9 protein-coding genes and 5 pseudogenes are annotated in these 16,274 nt (G+C 62.8%); 9 read left to right on the forward strand and 5 right to left on the reverse strand.

What is annotated here, in order from left to right:
- Nucleotides 1–74 precede the first annotated feature (74 nt).
- The gene (locus tag ACZ5KU_RS14135) at nucleotides 75–2,537 is read left to right on the forward strand and encodes a UvrD-helicase domain-containing protein (protein ID WP_464737332.1); all 2,463 of its coding nucleotides are present in this window, start codon (nucleotides 75–77) and stop codon (nucleotides 2,535–2,537) included.
- A 90-nt stretch (nucleotides 2,538–2,627) separates the two neighbouring features.
- On the opposite strand, the pseudogene ACZ5KU_RS14140 reads toward ACZ5KU_RS14135, so the two are convergent.
- A pseudogene (locus ACZ5KU_RS14140) lies at nucleotides 2,628–2,909 on the reverse strand (DUF1652 domain-containing protein); the annotation flags it as partial.
- Between the two features lie 186 nt (nucleotides 2,910–3,095).
- Here ACZ5KU_RS14140 and ACZ5KU_RS14145 point away from each other — a divergent pair.
- From ACZ5KU_RS14145 to ACZ5KU_RS14170, 6 genes and pseudogenes are all read left to right on the forward strand, one after another.
- A pseudogene (locus tag ACZ5KU_RS14145) lies at nucleotides 3,096–3,910 on the forward strand (AraC family transcriptional regulator).
- Between the two features lie 49 nt (nucleotides 3,911–3,959).
- Nucleotides 3,960–5,366 (forward strand): NAD(P)/FAD-dependent oxidoreductase, encoded by a 1,407-nt coding sequence (locus ACZ5KU_RS14150; protein ID WP_464737333.1) that lies wholly within the window; start codon nucleotides 3,960–3,962, stop codon nucleotides 5,364–5,366.
- Between the two features lie 44 nt (nucleotides 5,367–5,410).
- Nucleotides 5,411–5,752, forward strand: coding sequence for a cupin domain-containing protein (locus tag ACZ5KU_RS14155; RefSeq protein ID WP_054061403.1), 342 nt, complete (start codon nucleotides 5,411–5,413; stop codon nucleotides 5,750–5,752).
- 51 nt (nucleotides 5,753–5,803) lie between these two features.
- Entirely contained in the window at nucleotides 5,804–6,883 is a 1,080-nt protein-coding gene (locus ACZ5KU_RS14160; protein ID WP_054061404.1) for a polyamine ABC transporter substrate-binding protein, read from the forward strand.
- Nucleotides 6,884–7,260: 377 nt separating this feature from the next.
- Nucleotides 7,261–8,013: pseudogene (locus ACZ5KU_RS14165) on the forward strand (MCP four helix bundle domain-containing protein); the annotation flags it as partial.
- On the forward strand, nucleotides 8,008–8,871 hold the full coding sequence (locus tag ACZ5KU_RS14170) for a methyl-accepting chemotaxis protein (protein ID WP_416773487.1): 864 nt from the start codon (nucleotides 8,008–8,010) through the stop codon (nucleotides 8,869–8,871). The pseudogene ACZ5KU_RS14165 and the gene ACZ5KU_RS14170, both read left to right, overlap by 6 nt.
- A 63-nt stretch (nucleotides 8,872–8,934) precedes the next feature.
- On the opposite strand, the gene ACZ5KU_RS14175 is transcribed toward ACZ5KU_RS14170, so the two are convergent.
- From ACZ5KU_RS14175 to ACZ5KU_RS14190, 4 genes and pseudogenes are all read right to left on the reverse strand, one after another.
- Complete coding sequence (locus tag ACZ5KU_RS14175) at nucleotides 8,935–9,864, reverse strand: alpha/beta hydrolase (protein WP_416773293.1); 930 nt, start codon at nucleotides 9,862–9,864, stop codon at nucleotides 8,935–8,937.
- The gene (locus ACZ5KU_RS14180; protein WP_416773489.1) at nucleotides 9,861–10,808 is read right to left on the reverse strand and encodes a choline ABC transporter substrate-binding protein; all 948 of its coding nucleotides are present in this window, start codon (nucleotides 10,806–10,808) and stop codon (nucleotides 9,861–9,863) included. Before ACZ5KU_RS14180 ends, ACZ5KU_RS14175 begins: the two co-directional genes overlap by 4 nt.
- A 151-nt stretch (nucleotides 10,809–10,959) precedes the next feature.
- Nucleotides 10,960–11,570: pseudogene (locus ACZ5KU_RS14185) on the reverse strand (LysE family translocator).
- Nucleotides 11,571–11,621: 51 nt separating this feature from the next.
- Nucleotides 11,622–12,470 carry a helix-turn-helix domain-containing protein gene (locus ACZ5KU_RS14190; RefSeq protein WP_464737334.1) on the reverse strand — a complete coding sequence of 283 codons (849 nt, stop codon included), beginning with the start codon at nucleotides 12,468–12,470 and terminating at the stop codon, nucleotides 11,622–11,624.
- 507 nt (nucleotides 12,471–12,977) lie between these two features.
- Between ACZ5KU_RS14190 and ACZ5KU_RS14195 the strand changes: the two genes are divergently transcribed.
- Together ACZ5KU_RS14195 and ACZ5KU_RS14200 are read left to right on the forward strand one after the other, a co-directional pair.
- On the forward strand, nucleotides 12,978–14,426 hold the full coding sequence (locus ACZ5KU_RS14195; protein ID WP_054059348.1) for a serralysin family metalloprotease: 1,449 nt from the start codon (nucleotides 12,978–12,980) through the stop codon (nucleotides 14,424–14,426).
- A gap of 167 nt (nucleotides 14,427–14,593) precedes the next feature.
- A pseudogene (locus ACZ5KU_RS14200) lies at nucleotides 14,594–16,053 on the forward strand (serralysin family metalloprotease).
- Nucleotides 16,054–16,274: the final 221 nt, after the last annotated feature.

Raw genomic sequence — 16,274 nt, forward strand, 5'->3', positions numbered from 1 at the left:
AATTGACTAGAACTGCTGGTCCAATCGGGCGACCATAGGCCTTTCGCCCGGACAGTCCCAGACCTGGAGTCAGCGTGTCGCAATACAGCCCCGAACCGCCTGCCGAACTTTCCTCCCTGGCCCAGTTGCCGCTGTTCAGGCGCCTGCTGGCCCGTCTGTTGGGCGGTGGCCTGAGCCGCCTGCGGGCGCAGCACGTGGCGTCCTGGTTGCAGGGCCAGGCGGACGGCTTTCGCAGCGGCCACAGCGCCGGTGTCGAGTACGGCTATCGGGAAGGGCACGCCGAGGGCCTGGAGCAAGGCCGCCAGGTTCTGCTGATCCGTGATACCCGTCCTGCGGAGCACCGGGCGCCCGGGGTCGATGACAACCTGTTCGACGACTGGCGCCTGCCGCTGAGCGGCGAGTTGAAGAAACGCATCAAGGCCGACGTCGCCCGACGGTTGCCTGCCCATGGGCAACCCAGCGCGGCGCAGTGGAAGATGATCTTCAGCGATACCCCGTCGACTGCGGTGATCGCCGGGGCTGGCGCGGGCAAGTCGACTTCGCTGGTGCTGCGCATCCTGTTGCTGACCCATTACCTGGGCTTCGAGCTCGACTCGCTGACCGTGGTGACCTTCACTCGCGAGTCGCGCAAGGATTTCATTGCCAAGCTGATCGAGGTCTTCGCCCTGTGGGGGCGCCCGCTCGGCCTGCGCGAGGCCAGGGAGGTGGTGCGCACTTTCCACTCGCGAATCCTGCCGATGGTTCGCGGCCTGCCGGGTTTCGGCCAGTTGCAGGCGTTCGAGAACCTGGGGACACGCACGGCCGGCGACGACGAAGCAAGCGACAGCAACCCGTTCGACCTGCGGATCAACGACGCCCAGCGCCAACACCTCAACGCCTGCTACCACCGCCTGCAGCGGGACAATCCGCGTTTTCGCGAGATTCTGGCGCCGCTGTACAAGCATGCCCTGCAGCTCAAGGAACTGGAGCAGGACCATCCTGACGTGCAGAAGCGCATGGCGGTGACCGAGCTGGCTTCCCGGCGCGATGAGGAACTGTGCGATACCATCGAGGACCTGTGGTTCCGCGCCGGTGCCTGGCCGATCAAGGGCATCGAACCGAACCGCGAGACCCTGGAGATCAACGGCTCGCCGTTCCATTGCCACGGCTACATCGAGCAGTTGGATGCCTGGGTGGTGCTGGGCTTCGACCCGCGCGAAAGTCCGCAGATCACCCGCCCGGGGTCGCGCCTGACGGTGCGTGCGGAGTGGGCGGTAAAGCGCACCCTGTTTCAAGCTTTCTGTCGTAAGCCATTGATATGGCTGGATAGTTATGAGTCGGCCAAGCGCGTACTGGCGTCCCTGGGCGATAATGCCAGTGCCGGCCCGGGATTCGACTACAAGGTCAAGGGTGAGCTGGCCTCGGCGCCGTTGCTCGACTGTTTTGTCATGGCGGCCGGGTTCATCGAGAACCTTGGCCTGGACGTCAGCGTGGCGGTCGGCCGGATGAGCTTTGCCAGGGATGATCCGGACCGGTTCTTCTTCGAAGCCCTGAGCCTGTTCTGGAAGGCCCTGGAAGCGCACCTGCTGGCGCAGTCGCCGCCGATCATGACCTACAACCGGATGTTCTCGCTGTTTGGTGAAAACAGCCCGGAAAACCAGGCGCTGCTCAGCGACGAGCTGCTGCGACCGCTGTCGCACCTGATGATCGACGAGTTCCAGGATGTCTCGCCGCAGATCGTTTCCTGGCTGCGCGCCAGCCTGCGGGAGATTCGCCGGCGCGGTCCGGCACTGCATGTCGGGCGCAGCGCCCAGCACTCCTCATTGCTGTGCGTGGGCGATGACTGGCAGTCGATCTACGGCTGGCGGGGCAGCTCGCCCAAGTACTTCATGGAGTTCGGCAAGGAGTTCCCGTCGCCGTCGACCACGCGGGTGATGCTCAGCGACAACTTCCGCAGCCACCAGCACATCATCGATGCCGCCGAGCATATCGTGCGCGCGGCGCCGGCCATCGCCGGGAAGAAGGCCAAGGCTGCCGGCGAGCCCAGGGAAGGGGGGCCGGTGCAGGTGTTCGAGCGCGATGATGCGGAGTTGGGCAGGCGCCTGGCAGAGCACTATCGGAACGGCGACAGTATCTTGATGCTGTTTCGAAAAAGTAGCGATAAGTTATTGATTGAAGAGCATATTCAGGCTGTAGTTAATGCTGATTCTAGCTTGCCGTTCGAGCAGCGGCGGCTCAAGCAACTGACCTACCACAGCGCCAAGGGCCTGCAGGCGGATGCGGTGTTTCTCCTGGGTGATTGCCTGCACCTGACGCGTTCGCCGTACAAGAACCAGGTCTACCGGATGGCCGGGCTGGGCCGGGACGGCGATGCCGAGCCGTATGACAGCGCGCAGAAGGACGAGATCCTGCGCCTGGCCTACGTGGGCATCACCCGGGCGGTGAAGCACTGCTACTGGTTTCTGGACGCTCCGGATGCCCAGGCGGCGAATGCGCCGAAGGCGTCCGATCGGATCGCGGCGGGCAAGGCGTTTTTTGCCGATTGGCGCGCCAGGTGAACGGTGGCGTCACTGACAAGGTAGGCACCCGGCACGGGTGTACCCCGTGGGAGCCGGCCTGCTGGCGACAGCGTGTGACTGATCAGGCCAGGACCTGCAGGTTCTGGGGGGGACAAAGGACTCCAGCTCGGCCTCGATCGCCTCGATGATGCGTTCCACATCGGCCGCATTCATCACCGTCGCACAGGGGATGCCGGCGATGGCGATCAGGGTCTCGCCGCTGGCCCGGTCGAACAGTCGGGCGACCATGCTGCCCGGCGCGTCCATGCTGGCTTCGAAACCCATCGGATGAAAATGCCAGCGCATCAGTTGGCAGGCATTGGGAAACGTGACCTTGCTGAAGAATTTGCTCATGTTGCCCACCTGTGTCATTGAGCGCTTCCTTGTGCTCGCGGGTAGGAACGGCAGGACCTCATGGTCCGACCTGGCCTTGTGTTAAAAAGCCGAGTGCTAAAAATAGCACCCGTCCATCACCCGCAGGGAGTTTTTTCGGCCTGTGGGGCGATTGTTTTCCTGTAACTTGATCGATGTCATGAAACCTTCACTTGCGAGCACTCCATGTTCGACGACGATGACGGTCCACTGCAGACCCGGGCCACCGGCGAAATCGTCCTGCGCTACCACCTGCGCTGGAAACATCGCGACCTGGACGGCGTCATGGCCCTGTATCACCCGGATGTCCAGTACCACGATTTCTTCCAGAACCGCGTGATGGGCCTGGGCGAGTTGCGTGACTACGTGCAGGCCAGCATGCCCCGCGATTGCGGTGAGGCGCTGGAACACAGCGACCGGATCCGTCTCGACGGCAACACGGCGTTCATCCAGTACAAGCTCACCCTGCGCGGTGGCGCGGGGCTGGTGTCGTTTCGTTCCAGCGAGGCGATCACCGTCCGTGACGGGCTGATCTGGCGGGTCAATGAATACGCCTCGCTGGTGCATGAGCAGGCCGCCAGCCCCGAGGCGAGCCCATTGCGTCCGGCGACCAGCCGCCTGGGCCTTTCGCCCCGGCAACTGAGCTTCATGGCGGACGACCTGCAGCAGTATTTCGAGCGCCAGCAACCCTATCTCGACCCGGCCTCGACCTGCAACGGGTGGCCAGGGAGAGTGGCTACAGCCGCAACCAGATTTCCTACCTGCTCAACCAGGTGCTCGGCCAGAGCTTCTACCGTTATGTGAACCAGGCCCGCCTGCGGCATCTGCTCGCGGCGCTGGAGCAGGCCGGGCCGTCGGCGCGGATCGACGACCTGGCGTTCGCCGCCGGTTTCAACTCGCTGTCGGCCTTCTACAGCTGTTTCCGCCAGCACACCGGCCTGTCGCCCAAGGCCTATATCCGGCAAATTTCCTTGCGTGCACGCGCGCAAGACACGCCTTGAGCAGCCGGACTAGCATCGCAGCCATCTGTTACAGGTTGCGGAGTGCTGCATGCCGGTCTGGCGAAATATCAGTTTATGGATGGATCAGCTCGATGAGCCGTTGACGCCACGGCCCAGCCTGGAGCAGGACCTGGACGTCGATGTGGCGATCATCGGTGCCGGTTACACGGGGCTGTGGACCGCCTACTACCTCAAGCGCCAGGCTCCGCAGCTGAAGGTGGTGGTGATCGAGGCGCAGACCGCCGGCTTCGGGGCCTCGGGGCGCAATGGCGGTTGGCTGATGGGCAACCTGCTGGGCGAGGATCGCCTGCTGGCCGGATTGTCGCCGCAGCAACGGCGCGACGCCTTCGAGCTGCTGCACGGCATTCCCGACGAGGTGAGAGCGGTCATCGATCAGGAGTCCATCGACTGCGATTATCGCAAGGGCGGGGTGCTCTACTGTGCCGCGCGTTATCCCGAGCAGGAACACAGCTTGCGGGCCTACCTGCAGGGCCTGCACCGCCAGGGCCTGGACGAAGCCGACTACACCTGGCTGAGCCCCAGCGAGCTGGCCCGGCAGATTCGCATCGCCCGGCCGTACGGGGCGATCTTCTCGCCGCACATGGCGACGATCCAGCCGGCCCGGCTGGCCCGCGGGCTGGCCCGTGCGGTGGAGCGGCTGGGGGTGCCGATCTACGAAAACACGCCGGTGACCGACTGGCGCCCCGGGGGGCTGCGCACCGCCAAGGCCCAGGTCCGCAGCCACTGGGTGGTGCCGGCCGTCGAGGGCTATTCGGTGACCCTGCCACCGCTGGGCCGCTACCAGTTACCGGTGCAGAGCCTGCTGGTGGCCACCGAACCGCTGCCGGCGGCCACCTGGGAGGAAATCGGCCTCGACCGCGGCCAGGCCTTCAGCGAAGGCAGCCGCCAGGTCACCTACGGCCAGCGCTCGGCCGACAATCGACTGGTCTTCGGTGCCCGCGGCGGTTATCGCTTCGCCGGCCGGCTGCGGCATGACTTCAACCTCAGCGGGCAGGAAATCGAGCTGCGTCGCTACCTGTTCGGTGAGCTGTTCCCGCAGTTGAAAAAGGTCCGTATCAGCCATTCCTGGGGCGGCAACCTGGGCATGTCGCGACGTTTCCGGCCGCACATGCTCTGCGATCGTGCCAACGGTATCGCGCTGTCCGGCGGCTATGGCGGGGAGGGCGTGGGGGCCAGTCACCTGGGCGGGCGCACCCTGGCCGACCTGATCCTGCGCGAGGATAGCGCGCGTGTCCGGCAGCCCTGGGTGATTCATGAAGGCGGGCTGGCCGCGCTCCGGGCCTGGGAGCCCGAGCCCTGCCGCTGGCTGGGCTACAACGCGATCGTGCGCAGTTTCGTCCACGAGGATCAGGTGCTGGCCAACCCCAATGCCGCCCCCTGGCGCCGCAAGCTGGCCAGCCGCCTGGCCGGCTTCATGGAAAGTTTCATGCAGTAGCCGGCGCTGGGGCGCCGGATCATTCATCCGCTGGAGTGCAATCCATGAGCATTACGCAATTCAAGAACACCGCCACGGTCGCCCTGGAGACCTCGACTCCGGTCGCGGTCCCCCTGGGCGAGCCGGTGTCGGTGACTTCGGTCACCTGCGTCGAGCGCAGCGACGGCGTCGAGACCGGCATCTGGGAATGCACCCCGGGGCGCTGGCGGCGGCAGATTACCGCCCGGGAGTTCTGTCACTTCATCCAGGGCCGTTGCACCTTCACGCCAGATGAGGGCGAGCCCCTGCAAATAGAAGCCGGCGATGCCCTGATGCTGCCGGCCAACAGCACCGGCATCTGGGATATCCAGGAGACCGTGCGCAAGACCTATGTGCTGATTTTCTGATCCTCTGATCACTTGAGCCTGCCAATAACAACCATACCCAGGAATCGACTCATGATCCGCATGTCCCTTGCTCCCCTGATGCTGGTGGCGTCCTTCGTCCAGGCGGCCGAAACCGTCAAGATCTACAACTGGTCGGACTATATCGCCCCGGACACCACCAAGAACTTCCAGGCTGAAACCGGGATAGGTTTCAGCTACGACGTCTACGACAGCAACGAGACTCTGGATGGCAAGTTGATGACCGGCAAATCGGGTTATGACGTGGTGTTTCCTTCCAACCACTTCATGGCCCGGCAGATCCAGGGCGGCGCGCTGAAGAAGCTCGACAAGAGCCAGTTGCCGAACTGGAAGAACCTCAATCCGGTGCTGCTCAAGGCCCTGCAGGTCAACGATCCGGACAACGAACACGGTTTCCCCTATCTGTGGGGCAGCACCGGGATCGGCTACAACATCGACAAGGTCAAGGCGGTACTGGGGGACAATGCGCCGGTGGACTCCTGGGACCTGATATTCAAGCCGGAGAATATGCAGAAGTTGCACAAGTGTGGTGTAGCGATTCTCGACAATGGCCCCGAATTGTTGCCGGCGACACTCAACTACCTGGGCCTGCCGCACCACAGCAAGAACCCGGCGGACTACAAGAAGGCCGAGGCGCTGTTGATGAAAGTGCGGCCCTTTGTGGCGTACTTCCATTCATCCAAGTACACCACCGACCTGGCCAATGGCGATATCTGCGTGGCGGTGGGTTTTTCCGGCGATATCCTGCAGGCCGCCAGTCGCGCCCAGGAGGCGCACAATGGGGTCAGGATCGGTTATTCGATTCCCAGGGAGGGCGCGGCCATCTGGTTCGACATGGTTGCCATGCCGGCCGATGCGCCGGACGAGAAGGCCGGTTATGCCTTCATGAACTACCTGTTGCGGCCTGAAGTGATGGCCGGTATCAGCAACTACGTGAAGTATGCCAACGGCAACGCGGCGGCCGACAGCCTGGTTGACCCGGCCCTGAAGGCCGACACCAAGGTGTATCCGAGCCCGCAGATGATGGGCAAGCTGTTCGCCCTGGAGGCCATGCCGTTGAACATCGATCGGATTCGCACACGGCTGTGGAGCAGGATCAAGACGGGTGAATAACCACGGGGTTTTCCAGGATTGGTAGAAGGCGGGAGGCGAAGTGCATTCGCTTTCCGCCTTTTTCATTGTTTTCCCTTGGGTATTGGATCCAGTTTTATTTAAAGCGTTATAAAGTTACACTAGCTGAATCGATTTTTTAATATTAAACGGCCATCTTTTTGACGTCATAGATAAGAGTTCTCAACTAGTTGTAATTTCTGGAAGTATTTTTACTTTTCGCCCTGTATAAAACATAAAGTCCTGCCGATATTGCTGATGAGTCCATGTCGTTTTGCTGCATGGCGTTGAAACTATCCGGTGACAGAGCCCGATAGAGAGATGGCATGGATGCTGATCGCCTCATTGTTGAGAGAGAGCTTCCCATGTCCCTACGCAATATGAATATCGCCCCTCGGGCCTTTCTCGGTTTTGCATTCATTGCATTGCTGGTGATTGTGCTGGGAGTGTTTGCGCAAACCCGCATGACGGTGATCCGTCAGGCGTCCATCGACATGCAGACCAACCAGTTGCCCAGCGTGGGCTACCTGGGCAATGTGATCGAGGGTGTGCTGCGGATGCGCATCCTGTCCTTTCGGGTCCTGACCAATCGTGAACCGGCCGCTCTGCAGGAAGCCGAAACGCGCATCGCGTTCCTGGTGGACAAGGTTCGCAAGGATCAGAAAAGTTACGCCGACCTGCCTTCCCAGGGCGAGGAGCTGGCCAAGTACCGGGAGTTTTCCGCGACCCTCGAGACCTACCTGCAGGATCAGACCCGCATGATGGAGCTGTCCCGGCAGAACAAGCTCGATGAGTTGCGCAACCTGATCAATACCCAGATCAAGGCGGGGACCGACCTGATGGGCGTGCAGCTCAATCAACTGGTGGAGATCAACAAGGCCGGGGCCAAGGCCGCCTCGGACGAGGCGGGCCGTCAGTATGACAATGCCAGCACCGGCATCATCAGCGTTTCGGTGATTGCCGCCCTGATGACGGTGCTGCTGGCCTGGTTGCTGACCCGCAGTATTGTCAGCCCCTTGAAGACCGCCGTCGAAACCGCCGAGATCATTGCCGGTGGCGACCTGACCAAGCCGATCCGGATCGACGGTACGGACGAGCCGGCGCGCCTGCTGACGGCCCTGTCGAGCATGCAGGACAACCTGCGCAAGACCATCGAGCAGATTTCCGGCTCGGCCACCCAACTGGCCTCGGCGGCAGAGGAACTCAGCGCGGTGACGGAAGAGGCCTCCCGTGGCCTGCAACAGCAGAACAACGAGATCGAACAGGCAGCCACCGCAGTCAACGAAATGACCAGCGCCGTGGAAGAGGTGGCACGTAACGCGGTCTCGACGTCCGAGGCGTCCCAGCAGTCCAACCACGCCGCCCGCGACGGGCGGGATCGGGTGGTTGAGACGGTGGAAGCGATCCAGACCATGACCCATGACGTGCAGAGCACTTCGGCGTTGATCGAGGGCCTGGCCGCCCAGGGCCGGGACATCGGCCAGGTGCTGGACGTGATCAGGGCGATTGCCGAGCAGACCAACCTGCTGGCGCTCAACGCCGCCATCGAGGCGGCCCGGGCCGGCGAAGCCGGGCGTGGTTTCGCGGTGGTGGCCGACGAGGTGCGGGCCCTGGCCCATCGGACCCAGCAGTCGACCCGCGAGATCGAGCAGATGGTGGCGGGGATCCAGAACGGCACCAGTGAAGCCGTGCAGTCGATGCAGCAGAGCAACCAGCGTACCCAGGATACTCTGGAGCGGGCACGGGCGGCGGGGGTTGCGCTGGAGCAGATCACCCAGTCGATCAACCTGATCAACGAGCGCAACCTGGTGATCGCCAGTGCCTCTGAGGAGCAGGCACAGGTCTCCCGCGAGGTCGACCGCAACCTGGTGAACATCCGTGACCTGGCCTCCCAGTCGGCAGCCGGCGCCAACCAGACCAGCGCTGCCAGCCATGAGTTGTCGCGCCTGGCGGTGGACCTGAAGGCGATGGTGGCCCGTTTCGTGATCTGACGTTGCCGGCCCTGTCTGTGGGGCCGGCTCCCGCTTAGGGTAGAGGTTTCGCGGGGCGCTCGCTCACAGGGTCAGATGGCGTCGCAACTGTGCCAGCAGCTTTTCATACAGCAGGTCCACCTCGGGCACCTGCCCCCGTGCCCGCAGGCAGCCGTGCACCAGGCCCAGGCCGACATGCAGGCTGGCGCTGCCGCCGGCCTTTTTCAGGCGCTCGAAATAGCAGACACCGTCGTCCCGCAGCGGGTCGTACTGCGCCACGGCGATGAACGCCGCGGCCAGGCCCTGGAAGTTCGTTGCCCGCAGTGGCATCGCATAGGCTTCAGGCCTGTCGCTGTCCGCCAGGTACCAGGCGTGATAGCTGCGTACATCGTCGCTGCTGAGCAACGGCGCGTCGGCGCACTCGCTACGTGAAGGCAGGCCGTCGCTGCCACCCAGTCCCGGATAGATCAGCGCCTGCAACAGCGGTTGCGGCTCGGCGGCATCGCGTAGCGCCAGGCACACGGCGGCGGCCAGGTTGCCGCCGGCACTGTCGCCGGCGATCGCCATGCGCCGCCGGTCCACCTGCCAGGTGCCGGCCTCGGCACGCAAGCCGCGCCAGACGGCCAGGCAATCGTCGAATGCGGCCGGGTAGGGGTGCTCGGGTGCCAACCGGTAGTCCACGGCAACCACCACGGCCTGGAGCCTGGAGGCCAGTTCGGCAGTGATGAAGTCGTGGGAGTCCAGATCACCCACCACCCAGCCACCCCCATGCAGATAGACCACGCAGGGCCAGCCATTGGCCGGGCGAGGTGAGGTCGGGCGGTACAGGCGTATCGGCACCTGGCCGATACGCTGCTCCCGGACTTCGATATCAGCCGGACGGGGCGGGGTGAAGGCCCGACACATCCGGCTGTAGCTGCGGCGCAGGCCCTGGATGCTGCTGTCCGGACAGGTGAAACCGAGCGTCTTGCTGACGAAGGCGCTCATGCCGGGGGAAAGGGGATAGTCGGTCATTGCGGTTTCAGGCTGGCCTGCACCGTTGCCACGCCATCCCGGCCGTCGATGCTGGTGACCCCCGCCAGCCAGCGCTTGAGGTCCTCGGGATGATCACGCAGCCACTGCCGAGCGACATCCTGGGGAGCCTGGCGCTCCATGATCGGTACCATCAGCTGGCTTTCCTGGGCTGCGGTGAAGGTCAGGTTCTCCAGCAGCCGGTTCACGTTCGGGCAGCGTTGCGCATAGTCCGGGGCGGTCACGGTGGAGACGGTCGCGGCGCCTTCGTTGGGGCCGTAGACGTCCTCGCTGCCGGTCAGGTAGGCGATCTTCATGTTGATGTTCATCGGGTGCGGGGTCCAGCCGACGAAGACCACGAACTCCTTGCGGTTGATCGCCCGCTGCACCGCGGCCAGCATGCCGGCCTCTCCCGACTCCACCAGCTTGAAGCCCTTGAGCCCGAAATGGTCGGTGTCGATCATGGTCTTGATCGTGGTATTGGCGCCGCTGCCGGGTTCGATACCGTAGATCGTACCCTTGAGCTGGTCCCTGAACCTGGCGATATCACCGAAGGTCTTCAGTCCGGCGTCCGCCACGTACTGCGGTACCGCCAGGGTCGCCTGGGCGTCGGCCAGGCTGGGGCTGGCCATGACCTTGACCTGGTTGGCGCTGACGAAGGGCTCGATGTTCTTGTCCATCGCCGGCTTCCAGTAGCCGAGGAAGATGTCCAGGCGCTTGTCGCGGATGCCGGCGAAGATGATCTGCTGTACGGCGCTGGTCTGCTTGCTTTCATAGCCCAGGCCGTTGAGCAGCACATCGGCCACCGCACTGGTGGCAATCACGTCGGTCCAGTTGACCACGCCCATGCGCACGTTCTTGCAGGAAGCGTCTTCGGCCGCGAAGGCCGGGTTGCCGAGCAATGCGGTGGCGCCGAGGAGCAGACAACCGTTGAACAGTCTTTTCAGGTTCGGGGTTTTCATGAGCGCTGAGTCTCGCGGCAGGTCGTTATTGTCGTGGCCGGTGTCTTCTTGCACCGTTCTGCTAAGTTACGCAGCCATTGCCTGGCAAAAGCGCACCAGGGCGACCGGCTTTTGCACTGGGGCGACTCGGACTCCATCATGCCAGCACGCTCATCCATGCCGAGGCCAGCAACAGCAACGCCATGCCGCGATTGAAACGCCGCATCGCCAGGGGCGAGCGCAGCAGTCGGGCCGAGCCGGCACCGAGCACGGCCCACAGTCCCATGCACGGCAGTGATACCAGAAAGAACACCAGGGACAAGGAGGCGACATGTGCCTGGCGTTCGGCACCGTTGCCGGCGAACACGCCGACCACCGCCAGGGCCATCATCCATACCTTGGGGTTGATCAATTGCAGGCTGGCGGCGCCCAGCAGGCCGAGACGCCGTGCCTGAGTGGCGGTGGAGTCCACGGCGTTCACCGGGGCCGTGAAGATCTGCCAGGCCAACCGGCTCAGCCAGGCCAGCCCCAGCCATTGCATCAGGCTTTGCAGCGCGGGCAGGTCGCTCAGTGACTGGCCGATCCCGCTGCCCACCAGCAGCACGATCAACGCGGCTCCGGTACCCGCACCGAGGATGATCGGCAACGCCGCCGCCACGCCGTGACGGGCGCTGTTGCTCAGCACCAGGATATTGTTCGGCCCGGGGTGACCGAGGCGACGAAGGCGAACAGCACGAAAGGAAGCAGGTTGGGGAAAGTGGACAGCATGAAGGGCGGCTCCGCGAATGAATCGATGCAACGATCTTCGCGGTTGCCGCCTCAGGCGTCTGGAAGGTTTGAGCAGCGCTTGCGGTAGGCTGCCGGCGTCAGGCCGTAGGCCCGGACGAACCAGCGTCCGAGATGGCTCTGGTCGGAGAAGCCGAGGGTCATCGCCACCGTGGCCGGTGGTTCGCCACGGGCCAGCAGTTGCCGCGCCCGGGCCAGGCGCAATTGCACCAGGTAGGCATGGGGTGGCAGGCCGTAGGCCGACTTGAAGGCCCGGGTCAGCCGGAAGCGGTCGACACCGGTCACCGCGGCCAGGTCATCCAGGCTGACATCCAGCTGCAGGTTGGCATGCAGGTATTCCCGGGCCCGCTGTGCCACCCGCGGCAGGCGTGGGTCCTCGCGGTAGCGGGAGCGCCAGTGCAGGTGGCGGGTGAGGGCGTCGAACATCTGGTCCAGGGCGCTTTGCTGGACGATCCGCAGCTCCGGGCTGTGCATCGCCTGGAACGCCGCGCTGGTGGCCTGGGCCAGGCGACTGTCGCCAGTCGCCAGCGGTGTGGCAAAGGACAACTGGCTGTTGGCGGGCGCTTCCTGGAACAATGCGCCCAGCTCACGCTCCAGCCAGTGGGGTTCCAGGTACAGCGTCCGGTAGGTGAAGCCGCCTTCGGTGGGCGCGTCGCCGTCGTGGATTTCCCCCGGTTCGAGCATGAACACATGGCCCGGCATGCTGTGAAAGCGGGTGCGCTGGCAATTGAATTGCTGCACGCCCTGTTCGGTGACACCGATCAGGTAGGTGTCGTGCCAGTGGGCGTCATAGGCGTGCCCCTTGAAGTGGGCACGGAGGGTTTCGATACCGGTATCGCGATCCTGAGTCAGGTCGATCCAGTTGTCGGCGTTGCTGGGCATGCTGTACCTGGAACATAGCTCAATCGTGCAGGATGACAGTAGGCACTGCCTGGCCAGGGCAAGTCTAGAACATCTGTGCAGCTGTCCGGGGCCTCGCGGGCATGCCATGGCGGGAATGCGGGGGCTGGACCGGTGGCGTTGAATAGTTGGATTGTCCTACAATAATAAAGGGTGAAAAATAGTAATAAGACCCATAAGTTAATAAATGACCCATTGGTCATTTAACGATGCACTTCGCTTATGCATTTTTCTCACTTGAATGTTCGCGATGTCCTGCTCATGGGGTTGGGAAACTTCTGTCAGAAAATATTTTCCCAGACATAGGCAATGTTTACGGGATCTTTCCGGATTTTGGCGTTTTGATATCAAAAAAAGCGCTGGACGGTTGATTTCAAAATGTGTCAGTTTCTCGCTGCCTTCAAAAAGGGCGAGTGATAGGATGATCTCGCCAAGGGATTGTCGCTATCGGACAAAAACTGTTTCACTTGTAAACAAGGAAGTGTGTTTATGTCGAAAGTCAAAGCGAAAGCTATTGTTTCGGTAGAGTCGGCGCTGGCGGCCAGCGGTACAAGTTCCGCCTTCAACCAGATCGATAGCTTCAGCCATCAGTATGACCGCGGTGGCAATCTCACGGTCAATGGCAAACCCTCCTACTCCGTCGATCAGGCCGCCACGCAACTGCTGCGTGACGGTGCCGCCTGGCATGATCTGAACGGCAGCGGCAAGATCGAGCTGACCTATACCTTCCTGACGTCCCCGACCTCGAATTTCAGCGGTCTGGGCGTTACCGGGTTCAGTCAGTTCAGTGCCTTGCAGAAGTCGCAGGCGGTATTGGCCATGCAGTCCTGGGCCGATGTCGCCAACGTGACCTTCACCGAGGCGGCGCGGGGCGGAGATGGTCACATGACCTTCGGTAACTACAGCGCCGGTCAGGAAGGTGCGGCGGCATTCGCCTTCCTGCCGGGGACCGAGCCTGGCTACGACGGCCAGTCCTGGTACCTGACCGGCAGCGGCTACAACGTCAACAAGACGCCGGGCCTGAACAACTACGGGCGCCAGACCCTGACCCACGAGATCGGCCATACCCTGGGCCTGTCCCACCCTGGCGACTACAACGCCGGCGAGGGCAACCCGAGCTACAAGGATGCGACCTACGGGCAGGACACCCGCGGCTACAGCATCATGAGCTACTGGAGCGAAAGCAACACCAGCCAGAACTTCAGCAAGGGCGGCGTCGAGGCCTATTCGTCCGGCCCGCTGATGGACGATATCGCGGCGATCCAGAAGCTCTACGGCGCCAACTACAGCACCCGTTCCGGGGATACCACCTACGGTTTCAACTCCAACGCCGGTCGTGACTACCTGAGCGCCACCTCGTCTTCGGACAAGCTGGTGTTTTCGGTCTGGGATGGCGGCGGCAATGACACCCTGGACTTCTCCGGCTTCACCCAGAACCAGAAGATCAACCTGCATGCAGGTTCCTTCTCGGATGTGGGCGGCATGGTCGGCAACGTCTCGATTGCCCAGGGCGTAACGGTGGAGAACGCCATCGGCGGTTCGGGCAACGACCTGCTGATCGGCAACGACGTCGCCAACGAACTGCGTGGCGGTGCCGGCAACGACATACTCTACGGGGCTGGCGGTGCGGACAAGCTGTGGGGCGGTGCCGGCAGCGACACCTTCGTGTTCGGCGCGGTTTCCGATTCGACACCGAAGGCGGCCGACCGGATCATGGATTTCGTCAGTGGCCAGGACAAGATCGACCTGTCCGGGATCACCCATGGTACGGGCCTGAACTTCGTCAACGCGTTTACCGGGCATGCCGGCGATGCGGTACTGACCTACGCCGCGGGTACCAACCTCGGCACCCTGGCGGTCGACTTCTCCGGGCACGGTGTGGCGGACTTCCTGGTCACCACGGTGGGCCAGGCGGCGGTCACGGATATCGTGGCCTGAGTCGATGAAACGGGAGGTGGCGCCTGCGCCGCCTCCTCGAATCGCAAGGTGTCGGGTGAGCGCTATTTGCAGGATTCATCGGATAAGGGGCCGTCAAATGCGCACCCTCGTGGCCGAACATTGACGTGTTCGGGCACGTTTTCCCTGTCTCAAGGACTTGCATCAGAATGCCTCAGCCCATTACCAGAAACCTCGATAAAATCTTTAATTCCGTGCATCGGGATCCGCCCGAATGGGCATCGTCACAGACGCCCCTGTCGATTGATGGCAAGCCATTCTATTCCCAGGAGCAGGCGGTCAACCAGATCAACCGTAGCGGCAGGGTATTGAAGGACCGGGATGACGATCAGCAGATCGAGTTGACCTACAGTTTCCTGACGTCCGCCCCCAAGAACTTCAGCGGCCTGGGCGTCACCGGGTTCAGTCCGTTCAGTGCCCTGCAAAAAAAGCAGGCGGTCCTGGCCATGCAATCCTGGGCCGACGTCGCCAACGTGACGTTCACCGAGGCGAAGCCAGGCAAGGAGGGGCATCTGACCTTCGGCAACTACAGCGCCGGCAAGAAGGGGGCCGCATTCGCGTTCCAGCCGGGTTCCGGAGCCAGCAGCGATGGACAGTCCTGGTACAAGGCCGATGAAAGCAAGACGCCCGGGTTGGGTAACTACAGTCGCCAGACCCTGGTCCACGAGGTTGGCCATAACCTGGGCCTGAGCCACCCTGGAGACTACGACGCCGTCAAGGGCAGCCCAAGCTACAAGGATGCAAGCTATTGGCAGGACACGCGTGGCTACAGCGTCATGAGCTACTGGAGTGAAAGCAACACCGGCCAGAAATTCAACGGGGCCCATGCGTCCGGTCCGCTGATGGACGATATCGCGGCCATCCAGAAGCTCTATGGCGCCAACCACGCTACGCGCGCCGATGACAGCGTCTATGGCTTCAATTCCAACACCGGGCGCGATTTCCTCAGTGCCACCTCGTCTTCGGACAAGCTGGTGTTCACCGTCTGGGACGGTGGCGGCAATGACACCCTGGACTTCTCCGGTTTTACCCAGGACCAGAACATCAACCTCAACGCCGGCGCGTTTTCAAGCGTGGGCGGGCTGCTGGGCAATGTGTCGATCGCCAAGGGCGTTACCCTGGAAAACGCCGTGGGTGGCAGGGGCGACGATGTGATTATCGGTAATGCGGCGAACAATCGGCTCATGGGGGGGCTGGTTGCGACGTCCTGTATGGGGATGCCGGCGATGACATCCTCGAGGGTGGCGACGGTAAAGACTGGTTGACCGGCGGTTCCGGCCACGACGTCCTCTTGGGGGGTGCCGGGCCTGACTGGCTGCGTGGAGGGGAAGGGCGCGACCTCTTCGTGTTCACCCGGATATCGGATTCGACGCCAGAGGCCGCCGACTGGATCATGGATTTCGTCAGCGGCGAGGACCGGATCGACCTGACCGACATTACCCATGGTTCGGGCCTGAGCTTCGTCGAGGCCTTTACGGGGCAGGCCGGGCAGGCGGTACTGGGCCGTGCCCACGAGGGGACGTTGGAGGTCGACTTCTCTGGCGATGGTGTAGCCGATTTCCGGGTTACTACGCTGGGTGTGGTAAGAGTCACGGATATCATGGCGTAAGTTGATCAAACAGGGGAGCGTCTACGCTACTCCTGCAAGTCGAATGGAGAAGTTGCTGTTGCCTGGGTAAAGGGAAATCTCGAGGGGAAGTCTGGATGATTTAACGGTCTTGTCGACTTTTCCTCCTGGGGCTGAGCACGCTTCAGATAGCATTTTCAAAAGTTGTACGAGGGATGGAAGAATGAGCGTTATTTGCAGGAGGCTTCGGACAGGGAAAAGTC

The sequence above is a fragment of the Pseudomonas sp. Tof1 genome, from assembly GCF_055390395.1.